The organism is Pantoea sp. CFCC18177 (genome assembly GCF_059412425.1).
Map to the genome: position 1 here is coordinate 107,042 of NZ_JBNBPL010000003.1, position 21,546 is coordinate 128,587.

The following is a 21,546-nucleotide window of genomic DNA, read 5'->3' on the forward strand; positions in this document are numbered from 1 at the left end:
ACTGAGTGTAATGAAATGCAGGATAAGGTACAGGATTATTTCAGCATGAAATGACAACGGGGCGCGATTGCGCCCCGTAAACAGCAGATTAGAAATCGTAGCTCATAGAGACTTTCAGGGTACGAGGATCGCCCTGCACCAGATAAGTGCCGGTACCATCGACGTTGGCCCAGTACTTCTCATTCGTCACGTTATCCACACCGACACGCCATACCAAATCGTTTTGGCTCACCTTCATGCGATAGCGCACACCCAAATCCAGGGTGGTGTAGCTGTCCAGCTTCAGCGTATTGGCAGAGTTGGCATACTGTGAACCGGAGTGATTCAACATCGCCGTTGCAGTCAGACCCTCAACAGGTTTGATGTCGTATTCCGCACCCAGCACATAGTTGTAACGCGGCACACCGATAGCCTGTTTGCCATCGTAAGTTCCACCCGAGGTTTTCACCATGACTGGATCGATCCAGGTGGCACTGGCGTTCAAACGCAGGCCCAGTACAGGTTCACCAAAGATGTTCGCTTCCAGACCGCGATGGCGTTGTTCTCCGTCCATCACATACGCGCCGTCGCTATTCAGCAAACCGGATGGTTTCTTGATTTCAAACAGCCCCAGTGACCCGCCAACACGACCAAAGTCGGTCTTCACGCCAATTTCGTTCTGTTTAGAATGTGCAACGCCCGTCACGCTGCCGTAGTTGGTGGCAGTATTCGGTGCTACATCGCCGGGTTGCAACGCTTCGGTATGGTTTGCGTAGAAGGAAACCTCTTTCCACGGCTTATACACCACGCCGTAGGTTGGCATCCAACGGTCATTGGTGTAACGAGAGCTGACGTCCTCTGCACCTGTGCCATAAGCATAGTTACGCACCACCACTTTCTGATGACGGGCACCTACGGTAAACAGCAGCGTATCGTCAAATACGCCCAGGGTATCACTAAGCAAATAACCCTGGGTACGGGTGCGTGCCGTGGTCAGAGGGTCTGAGAACTTACCGCCTGCGAAGGTTGCAGCGGGTTCAGCAACGTCACCACTGTTGTAAATATTGAACGGCGTGCCGACCAGCGACATGTTATAGGCGTTCTTCGCATTAGTGGTTAATGCTGAATAGCCCACATTCACTTTATGGCTGACAAAGCCTGTATGGAAGTCACCACGCAGTCCCACCATTCCGCTCATGTTGTCCTGAATACGGTTGGAGTAGAAGCTACTGATAGTGCCATCACCATTGGTATCAGTGACCGTTGGTGAACCATAGTTACCGGTTTCATGTGCGTGCTGCGCACCCAAACCCGCATAGGCGGTCCAGCTATCGGTGATGTCATATTCGGCTTTTGCCATACCGAATTCAGACTCCATATCGCTGTACACCCATTTCTGGCTGTAGTTGTGCGAATTGGAGGGAACTTCAGGAATGAAGCTACCGAATTTCACGCCTTGCAGCGCATCGTGATAGGTCTTTTTCTGGTAGCCAACATCCAGCGATGTACGCAGACGATCGCCGCGATAATCGAGGCCCAGCGAGGCGGCCGTGGTACGTTTCTTCTCACCATCGACACCGGTTTCACCCTCACGATGCACGGCATTAAAGCGTACGCCAAATTGATTGTTATCACCGAAACGACGTCCGACATCCAGCGTGCCGCCCACCTGAGAAGAGGACGTATAATCTACACCGACACGAGTGATCGGCGTATCTTCCGCATGTTTAGGTTCAAGGTTAATCATCCCGCCGACGCCCGATGATGCCGCACCGTTCACCAGGCTGTTCGCGCCTTTAAAGATCTCAACACGGTCAATCAGTGAGGCATCCATGACCTGACGAGGCACCACACCCGGCAAACCGCCAAATGTCATATCGTCGCCATCCAGTTCAAACCCGCGAATGCGATAGGCTTCCGCGAAGTTACCGTAACCCTTCACGTTCTGCACGCCAGCGTCATTCTTCACCACATCAGCAATGGTTTTAGCCTGCTGATCCTGAATCATCTTCGAGGTGAAACCGATGACGTTAAACGGCACGTCCATGGCATTTTGTTCACCCAGCATGCCTAAGCGACCACCGTGGGCAATCTGCCCATCAAGATAGGCGGGCACTAAATCATTGCCGCCTGGCTTGAAATCCGCTTGTGGTGTCGCCGTGACGGTGAGGGTCGGCTGATCTTTTTTCGCATCAGCCGTTGAGGTTGTGGTGTTGGTGGTGGCAGCCATCACTGGCAAACAACCGGCACTGACCATAACAGCGAGCAGCGTCGGTTTCAGTCCGGGATTGAAAGGCGTCATGCGCATGGAAAACCCCTGATAAGAAGTAAAGTGATAATCATTATTATTGCGGTTTGCGATTATGCGTTCTGCTAAAAGGAAAGCAAGAAAAATCGCTGAACTTTCTTAGTCAGGAGTGGTCTGGCAGGGAGAAGCGTTAAGAAAGGGTAAAGATTGCGGAGATAGCGTATCAATTCAGCCATTTTCACGCATTTTAAGTAGGGATTTGAGGCCGGATAAAAATGAAATAGTCACGGCTTCGGTGAATGAAGCCGTGACGCAAAGGTGTATCAGGCATCGCGCCAGCGTTTAAACACCAATGACGTATTGATGCCGCCAAACGCGAAATTGTTGGACTGGATATAATCGGTTTCAAGATGACGCGGTTCGCCGATGATGTAATCCAGATCGCCGCACTCTGCAGCGGGCTGGGTCAAATTCAGCGTGGGTGCAAACCAGCCTTCACGCATCATCTCAATGCTCATCCAGGCTTCAAGTGCACCACAGGCGCCCAGGGTATGCCCAAAGTAGCTTTTCAATGACGAAATCGGCGTGCTGTTGCCGAAAATCGCTGCCGTGGCTTGGCTCTCAGCGATATCGCCGCGATCGGTAGCGGTACCGTGCGCGTTAATATAACCAATCTGATCCGCCGTCACGCCTGCGCTCTTCAATGCCCGCTCGATACAGATCTGCATGGTTTCACGCTGTGGTTGGGTGATATGTGCCGCATCGCAGTTGGTGTGGAAACCCACCAGCTCGGCATAAATCGTCGCACCGCGCGCTTGCGCATGCTCCAGTGATTCGAGTATCAAGGTGCCCGCACCTTCACCAATCACTAAACCATCGCGCTGCTGGTCAAACGGCGCAGGAGAGGTCTGGGGAGCATCGTTGCGTTGGCTGGTGGCAAACAGCGTATCAAACACCGCCGCTTCAGATGGACACAGCTCTTCGGCTCCGCCCGCCACCATCACCGTCTGATAACCGTGACGAATCGCTTCCCATGCATAGCCAATTGCCTGGCTACCTGACGTACAAGCGCTTGATGTGGGGATGACGCGGCCGCGCAGGCCAAAAAACAGTCCGGCATTGACGGCGGTGGTGTGTGGCATCATCTGCACATAGGTGGTGCCGGTAATGTTGTTGGTATGCTTTTCGGTCAACATGGTGGCGAATTCGCTCACCGGTCCGGTACTGCCGGTTGACGAACCATAAGCAATGCCGGTTTCACCGTTGGTCAGCACCGGGTGGTCTATCAATCCCGCGTGTTCTAACGCCAGTTCAGTGGCACGGGTGGCCATCAGTGACACACGACCCATGGCGCGAATGCGTTTTCGTGTGTAGTGCGCAGGCAGCTCGAAGTTATCCACTGGTGCGCCGAGCAGTGTATGCAGCCCGTCATAAATCTGCCATTCAGGCATTTTACGCACTGCATTTTGACCCTGTTTCAAACGAGCCGCCACGGCTGGCCAGTTTTCGCCAAAGGCGGTGACGCCCCCCATGCCGGTTACCACTACACGCTGAATCACAGCATACCTCCGTTGATTGAAATCACCTGGCGTGTCACGTAGCCCGCGATATCTGACATCAGGTAGCTGGCGAGTCCGGCCACCTCTTCCGCTGCCCCCATCCGCTTCATCGGGATCATTTTCAGCGCTTCATCGATCACCAGCGGTTCAAGATCGGTCATGCCGGTGTCGATTAAACCCGGCGCGATACAGTTCACGGTGATTTTGCGTTTAGCCAGTTCGATAGCCAGCGCCTTAGTGGCACCGATAATGCCTGCTTTTGCAGCACTGTAATTGACTTGCCCACGATTCCCCATCAGGCCAGACACCGATGACAAGGTTATGATACGGCCGCCTTTGCGCAGGCCAATCATTGGCATCACGCACGGATGAATCACGTTATAGAAGCTGTCGAGGTTGGTGTGAATCACGCTGTCCCACTCATCTTCTGTTAACGCCGGGAAGGCGCCGTCACGCGTGATTCCCGCGTTATTGACCACGCCATAATAAGCGCCGTGAGCCTCGATATCCTGTTCGATGGCGGTTCGTGTGGCATCGCGTTGTGCGACATCGAACTGCAGTTTACGCCCGCTGCCGCCTGCTGCGGCCATCAACGCCAGTGTCTGTTCTGCGCCCTGCTCATCACGATGATAGTGAACCACCACCTCAAATCCATCCTGCGCCAGACGCAGTGCGATGGCGCGGCCAATCCCTTTACTGGCACCGGTCACTAATACGCTGCGTGTCATGGCTGAGTTCCTTGTTGTGCTAATTGGGTTAATTCTTGTTCATCCGGCTGATAGGTATTCAGACGGCCACTGGCGATCACTACGTCATTACAACGGATTTCGCCTTCAAAACTGCCGAGTTTGTCATCACGCATCAACAGGTGCATCTCAACACGTAAGGTGCTGTTCGCTGCAAAACTCGGTGACGTCGCACGATAACCGCGTCCACCCAGCAGCATGCCTGGACGAATCTCAGTGTCGCCGCGCTGGTGCACATGAAATCCTGACCAGACGCCTACCGTTTGCGCCATGATTTCAACGCCAAACCACGCGGGTAATTCGCCTTGCGGGTTGAGAAACGGAGCCAGCACACCTGAGTGATTGAGAGTGACTTCACACACCACGCTGTCTTCGCTGACCAGAATCACGCGGTCCAGTAACAACATCGGTGCCCGGTGCGGCAGATAATGGCTCACCGGCAGAAAATCAGTCATGGGGCTTTCCTACAATCAGGCAGGTATTGTTCCCACCAAAAGCAAAAGAGTTTGACGCAATCATCGGACGCAACAGCGGTTGTGGCGACGTCAGTAATCCACACGCGGGCAAGCTACTATCCAACGTGCTCGCGCTAAAATCCTGCGCCGGTAACGGCAAGTTGTTCTGCAAAATTAGCGCCGCCAGCGCTGCTTCTGTAGCACCTGCTGCGCCCAGAGTGTGGCCGGTAAGATGTTTGGTCGAACTGCAGGGCACACCATCGCCAAACAATCGATGTATCACCCCGGCCTCCACCTGATCGTTCAGCGGTGTCGCGGTGCCATGCAGATTAATGTAACCAATATCCTGCGGCTGCAATCCGGCCTGCTGCAACGCCATCTGCATCGCGCGCTCAGCACCCACCCCTTCCGGATGAGGTGCTGACATATGCCAGGCATCCGATGATTCGCCCGCACCGAGCAGCGCCAGCGGCTGGGGTTCACGCGTCAGCAATAACAGCGCAGCGGCTTCGCCTATCGAGATCCCGTCACGCTCGGCGCTGAACGGTGCACAGTGATGTTCCGATAACGAATCCAGACTGGCAAAGCCATTGATGGGCATACGACTGAGTGAATCCGCGCCGCCAACCAGCGCCACATCGGCCAGACCGGCATCGATCAGACGTTGGCCGCTGATCAGCGCACGTGCGCTGGAGGAACAGGCGGTTGAAATGGTATAAGCCGGACCTTCCAGGTCGAGATAGTGCGCGAGAAAGCGTGAAGGATCGCCCAACTCCTGCATACGATAGTCGTAACCGGGTAAACCCGTATCTCGCTGACGATCGCCCTCATCCACACCGGAGGTGCTGGTGCCGAGTACAATGGCAACCCGCTCACGGCCAAACTGCGCAATCGCCGCCTCCACCGTTGGGCGCATCTGATCCAGTGCCGCCAGCAACAGTTGGTTATTGCGGGTGTTATGCGCCGCCAGTTCAGTGGGGATCGCTGGCAACGTGCCCTGCACTTCCCCCAGCCAGCAGCCTTTGCCGTGCTGCAACCACCCTTCTCGCGGCTGCATGCCTGGCGCGCACCCTAAGGTGAGCTGGGTAGCAATTTCCGCGAGGCTGTTGCCCAGCGCATTCACCATGCCGAACGCTGAAATATACATCATGAAGAAGCATCCAGATGCTGGATTTGGATTTGATAACCGAAGGCGCGTTGATCGATGCTAATCGGCTCGCGCACGTTCCCGCGTTGCAGATAACGAATCAGTGTCACGACCTGACCAGCAGGATCGCGCAGTTCGCGACGATCGCCGCTGTCCACCAGTTGCCAACCCGGCGGCAACTGCGGCTGCCAGGCACTGATCGGCCAGTGGCTGAGCATCACATCCGCCAATACCTGGCTGGCGGGGGGCATTTCTGGCAGCGCCATCATCTTTTGCGTATGAATGCCGGTTTTATCATAGGTCACGCGGAACAGGCGAATACCCAGCGATGACAAACCCGCCAGGCTAATCTGCTGTGCATCCGCATTCAGCAACACCAGCAGAGACTGGGTTTTCCCTTTCGCGTGACCGGTCAACAATTGTTGCTGCTGAAAAGCCGGCGAAATCCCCGGAGCAGGCAAAGTGACACGCACCCCCGGTTTCAGCCATGCAGTGGGCCGGTTCGATTGGCTATCCTGTTGGGCACAGCCACTCAACAGCAGGCTGAACACCAGCAATAAGGCACCCGTTTTCATCGTTGCTTCCTTTTCCCCGGAGCCAACGCCATCGGCGCCAGCAAAAATGCACAAAAAATCCCGCTGCACAGTACCGTACCAAAGCCACTGATTGCCGCCGTGCTACTGAACACCAGCATGCCCAACGTGAGCAGCGTGGTCATCATCGCCAGCGTCACGGCCAGCATCGATGTCAGCGGCGTCCCGCGCGGGTTACTGAAGAACAGCGTGTAATTAATCCCAATCCCGAGCACCAGGATCAGCGCCAGCAGTGCAAACAAGTTCAGGCTGGCACCGATCCAGCCCAGCGTGGCCAGTGCCGCCGCCAGTGATAACCATGACGGCAAAGCACTGCGTAAACCCGCCTGCAAACCGAGACGCACGGTGTAACTGACCGTGATCAGTAACAGCGCCAGTGCCAGTAACCCACTCAACAAGGTGCGCCAGAAACGGAACAATTCATCATAACTGGCCTTACGATCGACCCAACTCACACCGGGCTGCTGTGTCGCCAACTCTTGCAGCGCCAGACTGTTTTTCACCCCGTTCACCGGGACCAGTACGCTGCTGCGCCCATCGGGCAACGACAACCACAGTAAACGCCAGCCTTCACTGAGCGGGCTCGCCAACCAGTCACTGGCTTTTACTGGCATAGCTTTAAGATCAGCATTGGCTGCGGTGATCCCCGCCTGCTTTAAGCGTTCAAGGATAGTGGGCGTCGCCTGTTGCAACAGTTGCATATCATGTTGTTGCTGCTTCAGGGAGTTCAGCGGCAAAACACGGTAGCCTGCTAACCAGCCCTGCTGCTGCGCCTGTTGTAATTTGGGCGCCAGCGCACTTAAGCGCTGCAACGCCTGCTGCTCATTCTCCCCCCAGACGACAAACCAGGTTTGATCCGCCTGCTGGCCGGTCAGTTGCGCCAGATGGCGGTCCTGGGCCAGTAATCTGGCGGGAGCACTCTGTAAATGGGCAATATCATCATCGATGCGTAGCTGGACCATACCGCTAATGGCATAAACGGCCACCAGCAGCGGCAAACCAAATTTCAGTAAATTATTACGACGCCAGGCGGCTAACCAGCGCGCCAGCCACACCATGGCCGGGATCGGACGCACTGGAAGCCCTCGCACCAGCCAAGGATAAAAACAGATCACCGTCAGGCAAGATGCGCTCAATCCGCTGGCGGCGAACACCGCCAGCTGACGCAAGCCAGGGAATGGCGCTAATAACATCAACAACCACGCGATGGCGGTGGTACCGAGCGCCAGCAATAGCGTCGCGCGGACTTTGTGCAAACTTTGCCACGGCGAGGACTGCTCGCCATGCACCATCCGCTCAGTCAGGTAGTACAGCGTATAATCGGCAGAGATACCGACAATACTGAGGCTCATCACCAGCGTAGTGAGATGCAGCTCACCAAAACAGATCAAGGTCAGTACGGTTCCCGCCATGGCGCCTATCGCCACCGACAGCGCACACAGCGCCAGCGGTCGCAGCGACCTGAACACCAGCCAAACCAGCACCAGTAACCCTCCCAGCGTGACGCTGCCAAGGGTTTCCACATCGTGCTGGGCGCGTTGGCTGGCGTCATCACTGAACAATACCGTGCCGCGTGTTAACACTTGCGCATCCGGCCAGCGGGTTTTCAACTGCTGCTCTAACTGATTCAACGCCATCACCAGCTGATGACTTTGCTGAATGCTGAATGCGTTGCTGCCCAGCTCACCGTGCAGGAAATACCAGCGGCGCGGCTCGGCATCATTCACCGTTAACCAGCCGTTATGCAGCACCATTTTGCTGGCGTTTTGTTGCAGCGCCAGCTGCGCACCGCGCACCAGCAACAGGGGATCGTTGTGGATCTCTTTGCTGCCTACACCGGCAAAGGCCGAAAACAGCTGCGCCAAAATCCAGTCAGCTTGCGCACCACCGCCGTTTTGCAAGCGCGTGCGAGTCAGGGGGTCAATTAATCCATTGCGATGCTGAAACGCATACGCGCCCCAACGTTGCATCTGGTCATCATCCAGCGCACCGCTCACCTGCCTGAGCATCGGCAATGCCTGCAACTGGCCTTGCCACCATGCCGCCACTGCATCACCGTCTTGCGCTTTAGCACTGACCAGCCACACCAGTTGGCGGTCAAGGCGCTGCATAAAGCCCTGCTGAATCTCAGCCGGAGCCTGCCCGAGATTTTGCTGAGGCAACAAGGCCAGTACACTGCTGTTCAACTGGCTACGCGGTAACAGCACCGCCAGCGCCACGGCGAGTGCCAGACACACGCTCAGCCACAGTAGCGCGGAAATTTTCTCACTGCGCTGGGGCAAAACGCGCTCGCTCTTCATCAGTCAGTTGTTGCGGTTCGGTGCGGGTATCGCTCAGGGTGATGACGGTTTTGTCGCCCTGCTTATCATCCAGCGTGATCCCATTGAGAAACGCCGCGCCCTGCAGATCGATACGGTTAAAGATTTTATTCAGCGGCGCCGCTTTGGGTGTCAGGCTGAGCTGCCAGCTGTTGTTGCCACGGTCATGGAAATCGAGGTCAAAGTTTTCACGCAGCACTTTTTCATCCGCCTGGAACAGCGCGCGTAACAGGTGGTTGAACTGGAACATTTGTGGATTGCTGTCGGCCGTAATCACCTGTGGCGGCTGGCCACTCATGCTCTGCACCATACGTTTGTCATCCAGCACCAATGTCATGGCAAAGGGCGTGGCCTGATGCCACCACAATCCCTGTTGCTGGGCAATGATCAACTGACCACGCGATACCAGCGGCTGGGACATGCCAGCAATGGTGCGCACCTGCTCAAAGTTGGCGCGGATCACCGGTTGGCTGGCAAACCGCTGCTGGAGCTGATCGAGCGTCACCGCATGGGCACTGGCGGTGGTCAGGATCAATAACAGACAAAAAGCTCTGATCACGGCTTCACCCCCAGGCGCTCAAACAAAATATCCGGTGAAACAAAACTCATCTCCTGGCTCGCGGCATCCACCGCCACCTGCAAGGTATGCGCTTTGGTGGTGACCTGCCCGGCAGCGTTACGGATCACATAATCGATGCGCAGGCGGTTTTCATATTCCGTGATGCTGGCTTCGACGCGGATGACCTCTTCACAACGCAGCGGTTGGCGATATTTCACCCGCGTATCCACTACCGGCCAGACGAAACCGCTGGCGGTCATCTCGCCATAGCTGTAGTTGATGCTGCGCAGCAAGGCTTCCCGTGCCACTTCGAAGAAGCGGAAATAGTTGCCGTGCCACACCACGCCCATTGGGTCGCAATCATGGAACGACACGGTTAATGCCACTTCAGCGCGCCAGGTGCGTTCACTCATCGCGGCTCTCCTCCTCTGGTAAGGTCCAGAAATCGTAAAAGTTAAACCAGTCCAGCGGCGCCATCAGCGCATGCTGTTGTAATCGTTCGGCATAGCGATCCACCGCTGCCTGCAGTGCCTGCTGGCGCTGGGCGCGTGGCAGCACTAACGGATTGGCAAAGGGTTCACAGTGCACGCGCAAGGTCCCTTGCTCACGCAAGGCAAACATCAGCAACACCGGGCAACGCAGTGCAGCAGCCAGAACAAACGGGCCTTGTGGAAACGGCGCCGGACGGCCCATAAACTCACTCCACACTACACGACGTTCTCCGCCGCGCTGGCGATGGACGGCCGTGCGGTCACCAACAATCGCCACCCACTCACCGGCATCTAACTTCTGTTGCAACAGGATCGCCGTGTCCGGGCCAATATCCGTCACCGGCATCAAATTCACCCCCGCCTGAGGGGCAATGCTTTCCAGCACCTCGCGAAAACGCTGGGCGTTGTCGGTAAACACCAGCGCGTTAATCACCAGGCCACTGACCTGCTTCGCCATGGCGCGGCAGGCTTCGATATCACCAAGATGCGAGGCCAGAATCAAATGCCCCTGGCCGTCGGCTGCACGGATCACCGCTTCGGCACCCGGCGCAAAATCAATATCACGTCCCCATTGCACATCACCACGCCAGCTGGCGACTTTATCCAGCATGCTGTAACCAAAGCGCAAAAAGTGATGATAGCTGGTGAGCGGTCCTGGCAAGGCGGTTTGCTGCCTGCTGGCTTCTGCTTGCACCTGTTTCAGCCATTGCTGGGATGCGGCGCGTGCTTTGCGACCGCTCAGCCAGTAAACCGCCACCACCGGCCACAGCAGCAGCACAAATGGCAGACGCCCGGCACGACGATACAGCCACAGCATAAAGCGCAGCCCATGTTGACCGCGACGTTCCGGCGTGGCAGACCAGTGTTGCGTTTGCTGACGGCGGCGCAGCAGCTGCGGGATGCGCGGTAACATGCCAAAAAACAGACGGGTGTGCATCCATGAGATGCGCAGATTGTCATGTAACGCGTCGAAGTGTGACAGGCCACTTTCTGGATAGGTTACGCGCGTGCTGATAAACCGACTTGGCGTACCTTGCCAGTACAATCGCACCATGATTTCAGTATCGAAATCCATGCGCTGCCCGATCGGATGGCGATTGCACAGCTTTAGCGAAGGCTGCAGCGGGTACACGCGAAAGCCACACATGCTGTCCTTTAACGAGAACGACAGCGTCTCGACCCACACCCAAAAATGGGTGATATAGCGGCCATACAAGCGCGATTTGGGGATCGAGGCATCGTAAATCGGCTGGCCTGAAATCAGGCTGTCAGGATATAACTGCGCTTCCGCCAGCATGCGTGGCGTATCTTCAACCTGATGCTGACCATCCGCATCGAGTTGCAGCGCATGGCTGTATCCTGCCGCTGCGGCTCTGCGCAGGCCGGCGATCACCGCCGCCCCTTTGCCCTGATTGGTTGGCAATGTGAGGATATCCAGCTGCGGTGCATTCAGGGCAGCGATCTGCTGTTTGGTCTGCACATCGCTGCCATCATCCACAATGATCACCGGCAGATTAAAAGGTGCGAGACGAGCCAGTACCGATGCCAGCATGGCACCGTGGTTGTAGCAGGGAATCAGCACGCAGGGCATGAACGCAGCACTCAACACAGGCGAATCTTCCCACTGCTGGCGATGTCGGCGCCATCCTGACGAATCAGGCTATAGCTGAAGCTGAGCAGCGATTTCTCTTCCTGCCAGTTGAGTTGTAATTCCAGTTCGGCATCCGGTGGTACCGGCTGTTGGAACTTGATATTGTCAATTGAGGCAAAGGCTTTACCAGGCGCCAATCGGGTTAAGCCGTAGTGCAAAACCCAGTCGAGCTGCGCCACACCGGGCAAAATGGGTAACGTGGGAAAGTGGCCGCGGAACCAAAACAGATCCGCTTTAGCATGTAGGCGTAACGTCAGCATCGCACCCTGCTGCTGGGCGTTGAGTTCAACCGGCAACATCAAACAACTCCTCAATTTGTGGCCACGCACGTTTGCTTTGCGCCGTCACCGGAATGGTGGTGACGACGCGCCAGTAGCGCGGCATGGCAACCGGCTCCAGCCAGGGTTGCAATTCGCTTCGCCACTGTTTTTTTCGCAGCGATAATGCCGTGGCATCCAGCGTTTCTGACAGTGCCAATACTACGCCAATCGCATGGCGACCATGGCGATGAATCGCTAGCGCCGCTGCATCTGTTACCCCAGGCAACGCCAGCAAGCGGCGTTCAATTTCGCTCAGTGACACACGCTTATCTTCAATCTTCACCACGCGATCCTGACGGCCCGCCAGCTGAAATGCACCCGATGGCTGCTGCACAATGCGGTCATCCAGCGGCCAGCCCTCATCGGTTTCCAGCAAGGGAGAATAGACTCGCCAGTGCCCGGCCTGTTGCTCGCAGAGGGTGACGAGGGGGAAACACTGCCACGCCGCGTGTTCAACATTGGCACAGCGCCAGCCAATCACACCGGTTTCAGTGCTGCCGTAGATTTCATCCACAGCACAGTGCAGAGCACTTTCAGCCTGCTGGGCAGCAGACCAGGGCAGCGCCCCACCGGCTGACACCACCAATGCACATTGCGGGGCAGTGAGCGAAGGATCGAGACGGCGCAGAAAAGCCGGGCTGCTGATAAAGGCATAGCGGCGATCGCTGCGCTGATCGGCCAACTGCTCACCGTAGAAGATCTGCTGCGCCGCAAGCGGCAAACTCAGCGCCATCGGCAGCACAATACGAAATGTCAGGCCATACAGGTGTTGATGGCTGACTGATGCGATCACGTGGCACTGCTGTAAACGCTGGCCCCACAGGTGAGCAAGCCAGTGCGCCTCAAGATCCAACGCACGCAGTGATTTCACCACGCGGCGCGGTGTGCCCGTCGACCCCGACGTGAAGAGGACCAGGGTTGCGTCATCCGCTATCGCAGGCAGCTCACCCAGCGCCAGCGCACCGTCCCAGCGGAGATGCGGCATTGACAGCGTCAGCGGCATATCGCTGATCACACCGTCAAGGTGCTCGGCCATCTCTTCGAGTTGTGCCGTGCGGCAATGTCCGGGGATCACCGGCGTCTTACCGGCGTACCACACGGCTAGCAGCGCCGCCGTGAAGTGGTAGCTATTGTCGAAGCACAACGCCCAGTGTTGACCGGGTTGGCTGCGTAGTTTTTCCGCGAGCGCCTGCACCTGCTGGCGCATCTCTGATAGCCAGTGCTGTTGCTGGCCTTGCCAGGCCACCACGCGATCAGTCGCAGCCAACCAGTCGCGGATACTCAGAACCTTCATGCCTTGTTCCTCAAACGCTGACGCAGCAGCCATTCGCCGCCCATCAACGACCCCATCAGCAGATAGCTGATGCACCCATTCCAGAGTGTCCATAGCGTGACATCATTGAGCAGGCAGGTGACCAGAGCCACGCTGCCATTGAAGATAAAAAAAACGCACCACACCTGCGTCACCTGGCGGGTATAACGCACCGCTCGCGGTGGCAATTCGGGCTCGCGTAGCCGCGCTAAGCGCTCCACTAGCGGCATCGGGCTCCACAGGGAGCCCCCGAACAGCAGCAGCATCAAGCCGTTCACCACCACCGGATACCACAGCAGCAAGTGCTGACTGCGCAGCAGCAGGCTGGCAAGGCACAACAGCGATCCCACCAGCGCCAACAGCAGCATAACGCGGCCCATCGCCCCTTGCGCATGGCGCAAACTCCAGATGCGCCAGCCAAAAACCAGCGCCAGCACCACTATCACCCCACGCCATTGTGGATGCGTGATCGCCAGCCATACCAGAAATGGCCAGGCCAGCAGCGCCATTGCATTGAGCAGGCGCAGGAGTAAAGGCATCAGGCTTCGTTGTGCATCAGTTGGTCAACCGCGTCCACCACATCCTGCACGGTACGCACGGCGCGAAACGCTTCAGGTTTGATTTTGCGTCCCGTGCGTTTTTGCAGATGGACCACCATGTCGACCGCATCAATGCTGTCGAGCTCGAGGTCTTCATACAGACGCGCGTCCGGGCGAATATCATCGGCATCAATTTCAAACAGCGAGGTCAGCAGCGAAGCCACTTCCTGGTAAATTTCGTCTTTGTTCATCATTTTGACTGTTCTCAGGCTTGCTGTTGTTCAACAAACGCGGCCAGCGTGGCCACGGAAAAAAAGTGCGCGCGTAGCGTTTCGCTCTCGGCTGAAAGCTGAACGCCAAAGCGATTTTTCACCGCCAGTCCTAGCTCCAGCGCATCGATCGAATCGAGGCCCAACCCTTCACCAAACAGTGGCGCATCGGTTTCAATATCGTCCGGGCTGATATCTTCCAGATTCAGCGTGTCGATAATCATCAGTTTGATATCGTCAATCAGTGCTTGCATAACTTACGTCGTCTCTTCAGGGACCAGCGCCTGTTGCAGGTGACGCGTCAGGCGACGTGCGGCCAGCGGCTGCGCATCCTCATCGGCTTCACGAAAGGCATGGCTATCAATACGCGATTGTACGCGTACAGTAAAAAGGGGTTTAACCAGCGGAATCTGATACCAGCGGCTCTGTTTATCGAGCATACGCTGTGTGCAGCTAATATGTACCACGCGCAGATCGCATCCCGCTCGCACCGCAATATTGGCGGCACCGCGTTGCAACTTTAGCGGCTCGCCGTAGCGCGTGCGCGTGCCTTCAGGGAAAATCAGGATAGTGTCACCCCGCGCCAGGCGCAGTTGGCTGTCTGGCAGTAGCGTGTCGGCTTCGCTATTAATTAAGTAATCTGCGGACTTGATGACGCCGCGAAAAAAGACATTGCGCTGTAACTCAGCTTTGACCAGACAATCCATTTCTGGCAGTACCGAGGCAATCATCACGTAATCAATCAATGAGGGATGATTAGCCACAATCAGGCATCCTCGATCCTTGCGCAGCAACTCCGCCCCAATAATCTGGTAATCGTAAACCCCGACAAAGCGGCAAAAGCGCAGGAAGCAGCGGAAGCTCCAGGCGATGCTGCTACGGGCAATTTGCCGGCGACGTAAGCCATCGCGCTGGAGTAACAGCAGTAGATTGAACCAGGTGACCGAGAGCAATAAGCCGCCCACACTGAACAGCGTGAAACTGACGGCGGTCATCACCAGCCGCCAATAGTAATTGAAGCCAGCACGACGATGCTGAGACAGAGCGTTATCCGCCATTATCGCGCTCCCAATTCCAGTAATGGCGTTCGCCCGGGATAGTGACGCGATCGCTACCCTGCAGCATGGCGTGCAGGAACTGTAAACTTTGCGGTAATGAGGAGGCTGCAGGCTTCGACGCCTGGCTTTCGCAGCGCCAGCCGGTTCCGGCACTCAGCAGCAGCGCCACTGCATAGGGCGCATTAAACAGGTCGATTTCCGGCAGCCAGGGACGATAGTAGTCCGGCACCACGCCTTCAAAATCCACCAGCAATACCTGCTGATATCCTGCCTGATGCAGTGCGGTTACCTCGACTAATCCCTGCTGGAAACTGTCGATACCGGCGGAAATTGAGGTCGACACCAGTGGCTGACGAGCAGCAATGGTGAGGCTGCCAACCGCCGAGTTGTGCACTGACATGGCGAAATCTGTCGGTGACAGCGCCTGTTGCTCAGCCAGCGCGGTGAGAATCCGCAGATTGCGCTCTAACTCACCGTGGCGGCTGGTGAAGACAATGGCATCAACCGATTGACGTGCCAGCAGTGCCAGGCCGCACTCCACTGCCGCACGGCTGCCCGCGCTGAGGCGGCGCGCCGTCATCATTGGTAAAAATTGCGGTTTCGCGATGGGTTGTGTGGCGTCCAGCATCGGTGCATGCCCGGCCCAACGCTGCCAGTCGTCAGCAGTGCTGTGTCCCGGCGCTATCGCGTGCCAGTCAACCAAGGTGTAAGCGAGTTTCATACCTGTATTCTTTCTTCAGCCTCGGGGATGTTCAGATTTCGCTGTGCGGCATCCCTTCCCTGCTTGCTTTCTATTCCCGTCATCCGTCTCATGCGGATGTCGCCGATTAACAAGGCGGGCACCTGGCCCGCCTGTTTTCTATTTCGGCAGCATAGCGGCTAACTTTACAACAATGTGTTAGCCGTGATGCATGGTGCTTATTTTACTGCCTGAACGGCGAGACGTGTCTGAATACCCTGGTTCAGGTTTTGAATCCAACGGTTGTAATTGCGATGAATCTGGCCGCTGCCTGCTTTCAGGTTGGTACTGCTGACATAATCAATACGATAGCTGTTGGCAGTGTAGGTGATACGAATATCAGCAGTATGACCACGCTCTGCCAGCTGGCCGTTCATCACGCCAGGTCCCGCTGGGGAAATCACCCAGTGGTTGGCCGCTCCTGCTTCCACAATCGCACGCTGCATCTGGCTATCGGAGTAGCTCTGACCCACAGTCTGACTCACATTTTGAATCGGCGCAGTACGTGGTGCGCAACCGCTCATCAGCGCGGCGGTAATGACTAATGCGAAAACAGCTTTTTTATTCATCATTTCCTTTTTTTCCCTTGTCATAGCAAGTCGCACATGGCGGCGACCGTGCAGGTAAACCTACATGCACAATTCCGTTCAGACTTTGTAAAGCGCGCAAATAATACCACTATATGTAAAGACAAGTAAAAAAAAGCACGAATAACTTAAGAACGGTCTCATACCACGGGAAAAGCTGAATTTGGTCGCTTTACAGCGAAAAAAATGCCGCAAAATGGGGTTGCGGCATGAAATTTAACCTCGCCAACCGCCGCCCAAGGCACGATAAAGATCGATTTGCGCCAGCAGCAGCGTATTTTTCACTGAGACAATGTTCAACTGCGTGCTGAACAGCGTGCGTTGCGCATCCAGCTCATCCAGGTAAGAGGCGTAACCATTCTGATAACGGTTCCGTGCAATACGATACGCTTCAGATACATAGCCTTCCTGCTTCTGCAACTCAACCAGTTGCTCCTGGCTGCGACGAATGGCATCAATGGCGGTATCCACCTCGGAGAAGGCACTTCGCACCACCTTTTCGTAGCCGTAAAGTGCCTGATTACGCGTGGCCATCGCCACATCGACCTGCGCCGTCAGCGCTTCACGGTTGAGCAGCGGCGCCAGAATACTGCCGCCAATGCTCCACAGGCGGAACGGGTTATCCAGTAGCTCATGAAGTTGATAGCTTTGCAGCGTGCCGCTGGCCGTGAGATTCAGCGACGGTAACAAATCGGCCTGTGCTGAGGCCAGTGAGGCATCGGCGGCGATCAGCTGGCGCTGAGCCTGTACGATATCCGGGCGGCGATTAAGGAGCTGAGACGGCAGTAACGACGGCAGCGTCTGTGGTTTGATATGGTCAAACTGGCTGTTACGGGCAATCTCACGTGGGTTCATGCCCACCAGCACGCTCAGCGCGTTCTCCTGTTGCTCAATTTGATGCTGCAACTGGGGGATTTGCGCTTTGGCGGTCTGATATTCCGATGCCGCCTGCATCCACTCCAGGCGCGAGGTGTAGCCGGTTTCAAACTGACGCTGCGCCAAATTGAGCGAGTTTTCACGGGTTGCCAGGGTCGCGATGGTCACCCGCAACTGCTCATCCAGCGCACACAGACTCAGATAACCCGATGCCACCGAACTGGCAACAGTGAGTTCCGCGGCTGAGGCTGCGGCACGCTGCGCCTCCAGCGAGGCCTGCGCGGCACGAATACTGTTGCTGCGGCTGCCCCACAGATCGACCTCATAGTTCGCCTGCAGCAGCCCCTGGAATACGGCGTTTTCATATGGCTGCCCTGTCACCGCCGACAAGGCGCGTTGATGGGTTGCCGCTACCCCCGCCGACAACGTGGGGAAGTTATCGCCCTGTGCTGCCCTTAGCTGAGCGCGATATTGATCTACTCGCGATCGCGCAGTGAGGATATCGCTATTGTGCTGCAACGCCTGATTGACCAGCCGATTAAGATTATCGTCCCCAAAGCTTTGCCACCACTGTGCTTCTGGCGCGGCTGACGGCCCCACCTGCTGCCGCCAGCTATCAGGGATCGGTAATGACGACGGCGCTTTTTCGACTTCAGTGGCACAACCGCTTACCATCAGCGCAATAATGGACGCCAACATTACCCGCTTCATGGGGCGTCCTTATGCGGCTCGGCAGCGGTATCAATACTCACTTCCACCGACATCCCCGGACGCAGCTCATGGGTGTCACCGAGAATGCGGATACGTACCGGAATACGCTGCGCAATTTTCACGAAGTTACCGGTGGCATTATCGGGTGAAATGGCACTGAATTCAGAGCCCGCAGCCGGAGAAATATACTCAACACGGCCCTCATAACGCTTACCTTCAAGCGCATCGACACGCAACGTCACCGGCAAACCAGGTCGCACCCGCGCCAGCTGCGTCTCTTTAAGGTTGGCAATTACCCATTTGTTATCAGGCACTACTGAGGTTAACCGCGTACCGGCCGTCACGTAGGTGCCTTTGCGCACGGATAACTGTCCGAGCTGACCACTGTCGGGAGCAATGATGTGCGTATTCGCGAGATCGATATTGGCTAACTCCAGCGCAGCTTGGGCGCTTGCCACATCCGCCTCCAGCGAGCCTCGGTTCACCACCACGGTCTGCAAACTTTGCTGCGATACCGCCACCTGGGCATCGGCCTGACGCAACTGCGCCTGAGCCTGCGCATTTGCCGCACGTGCTGCATCACGTTCGCGTACCGACAATGATCCATCCGCCGCCAGATTCTCAACGCGTTTAAGATCGAGACTGCTCTTCAACGCCTGCGCTTTGGCATTTTCCAGAGCGGCTTTATTGCTGAGGATGGTGGCCTCGGCGCTGCGACGCTGCTGTTGGTTGTTATTTTGCGCCGCAATTTTCATATCCAGCTGCGCCTGTGCCTGATGCACCCGCTGGCGATAGATTCGATCGTCGATGGTCATCAACAGTTGTCCCTTGGTGACGGGTTGCAAATCCACCACCTGTACATCGGTGAGATAACCGCTGACCTGCGGGCTGATGAAGGTGACCTGACCGCGTACGTAGGCGTTTTCCGTTGATTGAACGGTGCTGGTAAACGGCCACAGCTGCCAGGCATACAAAATCACCAGCACGCCAACAATGACGATGCCGCTGCCGAAAGCGATGGAAAGGATACGTCGGCGGTTGGCGCGTTCGCGTTCCGCAGCCTGAAGATCATCCTGTTGGCTCATGAATTCTCCGTATGATGTAAAGCTTGCTGATTTTGCTCGGTCAAATCACGGCGTGCCTGACGCCAGTTGATAAAACGCAGCCGCGAAAGTCGCCACAACACCCATATCAGCGTGATCAGCGCCAGGGCGGCGGTAAGTAAATAGGTATCGTTATACGCCAGCACGTTGGCCTGCAGCGTGGCGACCGTTTGTAACTGGCTGGTGCTTTGCGCACTGAGCAAAACGTTATCGGGAAGTTGGCTGCTGAACAGCGCGCTGTATTGACTCAGCCGCTCGGTGACATTCGGTGCAAGCTGTGACAGCTGATCGCCCAACAGGCTGGAGTGATATTTCTCGCGCCACGTCTGGAAGGTGCCCAGAATCGCTGCACCAATCAGCCCGCCCAGATTTTGGCTCATACCAAACAGTACAACAAAACTCACCAGGTTCTTCGGCTGCGTCACCACGCCACCAATCCCTAGTAACATTGCCGGGGCAAGGAAGAATGCGCTGCTGAAACCGAGTAAAAACTGACTGATATACAAATTATTGGCGCGCGTCAGCGGGCTGGATTGTGCATCCATGTACGAGGCGATAATCATCACCACCAGCGACGTGACAATCGGCCAGCTAAGGTGAGTGGGTTTGATCGTCAGCGCACTGGCCACCATGCCACAAATCACCCCGGCGATAATGGCTAGCGCCAGACCGCGCATCTGATCATTCAGCAAACCAAGCTGTTGCAGAAAGCCGACCGCCCCGGTGTTCTGCTCGGCCAGCACAATACGCATCATGATCATGACAATACCGAGCCGGACGATCATGCCGTTACTCAACCAGCGGGTATTGATCAGCGGATTGGCGCGGTTGTGCTCGACCACCACGGCGGCGACGATCAACACCAGAGAAATTGCCAGAGAGATGCCCAACCAGGGGGTGGTAAACCACCATTCAATGCGTCCGAGCGACAGTACACCACAGAGCAACGCCATACCGGGAGCCAGCAGGATAAAGGTGACAAAATCCATCTTTTCAAAGGCTTTAATACGATCGCCAGGCGGCAGTTTCACCACCAGCACGCAACCCAGCGCAATCAACGCCAGCCCGAGTTCAAACAGATACAAACCGCGCCACTCTTCCAGTTGCAATAGTTCAGTCGAAAACAGGCGAGCCAAAGGGATGGCCAACTGTGAGGCAGTGATACCAATCACCAGCGCTTTCAGCCGGTGTTTCGCTGGCCATGCCTGAATTTGGTAATAAATGCCGAGCGAGCTGAGTGCCGCGCCGACCATACCATGTGCGGTTCGCACAATAATCGCCGAGCTAAGATCGTTAGCCAGGATATGGAAGAACGCCACGATGACGTACAGCACCAGAAAGGCTTCGGTGAACAAACGCAACCCGAACTGCTGGCGGAATTTCACTAACAGCAAGTTGATGGAGATATTCCCCATCACATAAACCGCAGGCAGCCAGGCGATTTCATTGGTGTAAGCACCAAATGTGCCCTGCAGATTGGTGAGGTTGGCGGTGACCAGTGCATTACTGAGTGCACCGGTAATGGAAATCAGCAGTCCAATGATGCCAAATGCCACCCGCTTTGAGGGTGAATGGATTGGCGTAGAAGGTGAGCCCGGCAGCATCGGTTTTTCATGCGGCAGCCACTCTCGCTGGGCATAGGGATTGCGTTTAGCCACGACTAGCTGCTTCCCAATTTAGCCAGCAGTTGTTGCAGCACTTTTTCGGTTACCGCCAGTGCGTCAGGGTCGATGTCCGCCAGCAGCTGCGCGCGCAGGGCATCCGCCTGTGTTTTGACCTCAGCAAAGGCCACACGTCCTTGCTCTGTCAGCACCAGCAGACGTTTACGACGGTCCTCTTTCGGCTGCACGCGCGCCAGCAATTGCTGCTTGACCAATCGATCGACCAAAGGCACCACACTCGCCTCTTCCAGGCCCAGCAGTTGTGCCAGTGCTTTTTGTGTTGGCGGTTCGTTGGCGGTAGCGACGGTGGCGATCGCCATCCAGCTGCTCATACTCAGACCGCTCTCTTTCAGGCGGCGATCCACCGCCAGACGCCATGCGTGCGCAGTGAGATGTAATAAACGAGAAAAAGGTTGTGGATAGTCGCTCAAAACGTAGTAGCCTAATGGTTAGGTTTCTAACTAAACGGGTGCGTTATTATAAGCAAAGCCGAGTGCCATTGAAAAGTTTGCTTACATTGCCACCGTCAATTGCACACATCCCCTGCGCTCTGCTCCCCCTTTTTATTGTACAACATGATGATGATATCGATGCTGTACAACCTTTTTGTATAAGTTTTCAATCT

Annotated in this window: 22 protein-coding genes; all 22 read right to left on the reverse strand. The window is 56.1% G+C overall.

Going from position 1 to position 21,546, the window contains the following annotated elements; translation table 11 throughout:
• Positions 1-88 precede the first annotated feature (88 nt).
• The 22 genes from ACPUC8_RS04605 to ACPUC8_RS04710 all read right to left on the reverse strand — a co-directional run bounded on the left by ACPUC8_RS04605 (position 89) and on the right by ACPUC8_RS04710 (position 21,352).
• Positions 89-2,287 (reverse strand): TonB-dependent receptor, encoded by a 2,199-nt coding sequence (locus ACPUC8_RS04605; RefSeq protein WP_494925658.1) that lies wholly within the window; start codon positions 2,285-2,287, stop codon positions 89-91.
• 263 nt (positions 2,288-2,550) lie between these two features.
• Positions 2,551-3,786, reverse strand: coding sequence for a beta-ketoacyl-ACP synthase (locus tag ACPUC8_RS04610; RefSeq protein ID WP_201023825.1), 1,236 nt, complete (start codon positions 3,784-3,786; stop codon positions 2,551-2,553).
• On the reverse strand, positions 3,783-4,514 hold the full coding sequence (locus ACPUC8_RS04615) for a 3-ketoacyl-ACP reductase FabG2 (protein WP_039328894.1): 732 nt from the start codon (positions 4,512-4,514) through the stop codon (positions 3,783-3,785). Before ACPUC8_RS04615 ends, ACPUC8_RS04610 begins: the two co-directional genes overlap by 4 nt.
• Positions 4,511-4,987 carry a hotdog family protein gene (locus ACPUC8_RS04620; RefSeq protein ID WP_494925659.1) on the reverse strand — a complete coding sequence of 159 codons (477 nt, stop codon included), beginning with the start codon at positions 4,985-4,987 and terminating at the stop codon, positions 4,511-4,513. Before ACPUC8_RS04620 ends, ACPUC8_RS04615 begins: the two co-directional genes overlap by 4 nt.
• Positions 4,980-6,137 carry a beta-ketoacyl-[acyl-carrier-protein] synthase family protein gene (locus ACPUC8_RS04625; RefSeq protein ID WP_494925660.1) on the reverse strand — a complete coding sequence of 386 codons (1,158 nt, stop codon included), beginning with the start codon at positions 6,135-6,137 and terminating at the stop codon, positions 4,980-4,982. Before ACPUC8_RS04625 ends, ACPUC8_RS04620 begins: the two co-directional genes overlap by 8 nt.
• The gene (locus ACPUC8_RS04630) at positions 6,134-6,709 is read right to left on the reverse strand and encodes a DUF3261 domain-containing protein (RefSeq protein ID WP_494925661.1); all 576 of its coding nucleotides are present in this window, start codon (positions 6,707-6,709) and stop codon (positions 6,134-6,136) included. The genes ACPUC8_RS04625 and ACPUC8_RS04630 overlap by 4 nt, the downstream gene beginning before the upstream one ends.
• Positions 6,706-9,027, reverse strand: a complete 2,322-nt coding sequence (locus ACPUC8_RS04635; protein WP_494925662.1) for an MMPL family transporter — start codon at positions 9,025-9,027, stop codon at positions 6,706-6,708. The genes ACPUC8_RS04630 and ACPUC8_RS04635 overlap by 4 nt, the downstream gene beginning before the upstream one ends.
• Positions 8,993-9,604 carry an outer membrane lipoprotein carrier protein LolA gene (locus tag ACPUC8_RS04640; RefSeq protein ID WP_494925663.1) on the reverse strand — a complete coding sequence of 204 codons (612 nt, stop codon included), beginning with the start codon at positions 9,602-9,604 and terminating at the stop codon, positions 8,993-8,995. The genes ACPUC8_RS04635 and ACPUC8_RS04640 overlap by 35 nt, the downstream gene beginning before the upstream one ends.
• A complete protein-coding gene (locus tag ACPUC8_RS04645; RefSeq protein WP_039328903.1) occupies positions 9,601-10,017 on the reverse strand; it encodes an acyl-CoA thioesterase in 417 nt (138 codons plus the stop codon). Before ACPUC8_RS04645 ends, ACPUC8_RS04640 begins: the two co-directional genes overlap by 4 nt.
• Entirely contained in the window at positions 10,010-11,704 is a 1,695-nt protein-coding gene (locus tag ACPUC8_RS04650) for a glycosyltransferase family 2 protein (protein WP_494925664.1), read from the reverse strand. Before ACPUC8_RS04650 ends, ACPUC8_RS04645 begins: the two co-directional genes overlap by 8 nt.
• On the reverse strand, positions 11,698-12,045 hold the full coding sequence (locus ACPUC8_RS04655; RefSeq protein WP_494925665.1) for an ApeI family dehydratase: 348 nt from the start codon (positions 12,043-12,045) through the stop codon (positions 11,698-11,700). Before ACPUC8_RS04655 ends, ACPUC8_RS04650 begins: the two co-directional genes overlap by 7 nt.
• Positions 12,032-13,360 (reverse strand): AMP-binding protein, encoded by a 1,329-nt coding sequence (locus tag ACPUC8_RS04660; protein WP_494925666.1) that lies wholly within the window; start codon positions 13,358-13,360, stop codon positions 12,032-12,034. Before ACPUC8_RS04660 ends, ACPUC8_RS04655 begins: the two co-directional genes overlap by 14 nt.
• On the reverse strand, positions 13,357-13,917 hold the full coding sequence (locus ACPUC8_RS04665; protein WP_039328910.1) for a COG4648 family protein: 561 nt from the start codon (positions 13,915-13,917) through the stop codon (positions 13,357-13,359). Before ACPUC8_RS04665 ends, ACPUC8_RS04660 begins: the two co-directional genes overlap by 4 nt.
• A complete protein-coding gene (locus tag ACPUC8_RS04670; protein ID WP_058974197.1) occupies positions 13,917-14,171 on the reverse strand; it encodes an acyl carrier protein in 255 nt (84 codons plus the stop codon). Before ACPUC8_RS04670 ends, ACPUC8_RS04665 begins: the two co-directional genes overlap by 1 nt.
• A gap of 11 nt (positions 14,172-14,182) precedes the next feature.
• A complete protein-coding gene (locus ACPUC8_RS04675; RefSeq protein ID WP_034820252.1) occupies positions 14,183-14,440 on the reverse strand; it encodes a phosphopantetheine-binding protein in 258 nt (85 codons plus the stop codon).
• Positions 14,441-14,443: 3 nt separating this feature from the next.
• Complete coding sequence (locus tag ACPUC8_RS04680) at positions 14,444-15,244, reverse strand: lysophospholipid acyltransferase family protein (protein WP_494925667.1); 801 nt, start codon at positions 15,242-15,244, stop codon at positions 14,444-14,446.
• Positions 15,234-15,965, reverse strand: a complete 732-nt coding sequence (locus ACPUC8_RS04685; protein ID WP_494925668.1) for a beta-ketoacyl synthase chain length factor — start codon at positions 15,963-15,965, stop codon at positions 15,234-15,236. The genes ACPUC8_RS04680 and ACPUC8_RS04685 overlap by 11 nt, the downstream gene beginning before the upstream one ends.
• Positions 15,966-16,162: 197 nt before the next feature.
• A complete protein-coding gene (locus ACPUC8_RS04690; RefSeq protein ID WP_418903602.1) occupies positions 16,163-16,555 on the reverse strand; it encodes a hypothetical protein in 393 nt (130 codons plus the stop codon).
• Positions 16,556-16,786: 231 nt separating this feature from the next.
• Positions 16,787-18,157, reverse strand: coding sequence for an efflux transporter outer membrane subunit (locus ACPUC8_RS04695; protein ID WP_039328917.1), 1,371 nt, complete (start codon positions 18,155-18,157; stop codon positions 16,787-16,789).
• Positions 18,154-19,242: an HlyD family secretion protein gene (locus ACPUC8_RS04700; protein WP_494925669.1), complete on the reverse strand. Its 1,089-nt coding sequence runs from the start codon at positions 19,240-19,242 to the stop codon at positions 18,154-18,156. The genes ACPUC8_RS04695 and ACPUC8_RS04700 overlap by 4 nt, the downstream gene beginning before the upstream one ends.
• Positions 19,239-20,918: an MFS transporter gene (locus ACPUC8_RS04705; protein ID WP_494925670.1), complete on the reverse strand. Its 1,680-nt coding sequence runs from the start codon at positions 20,916-20,918 to the stop codon at positions 19,239-19,241. The genes ACPUC8_RS04700 and ACPUC8_RS04705 overlap by 4 nt, the downstream gene beginning before the upstream one ends.
• A gap of 2 nt (positions 20,919-20,920) precedes the next feature.
• Entirely contained in the window at positions 20,921-21,352 is a 432-nt protein-coding gene (locus ACPUC8_RS04710; protein ID WP_058969396.1) for a MarR family winged helix-turn-helix transcriptional regulator, read from the reverse strand.
• Positions 21,353-21,546 lie beyond the last annotated feature (194 nt).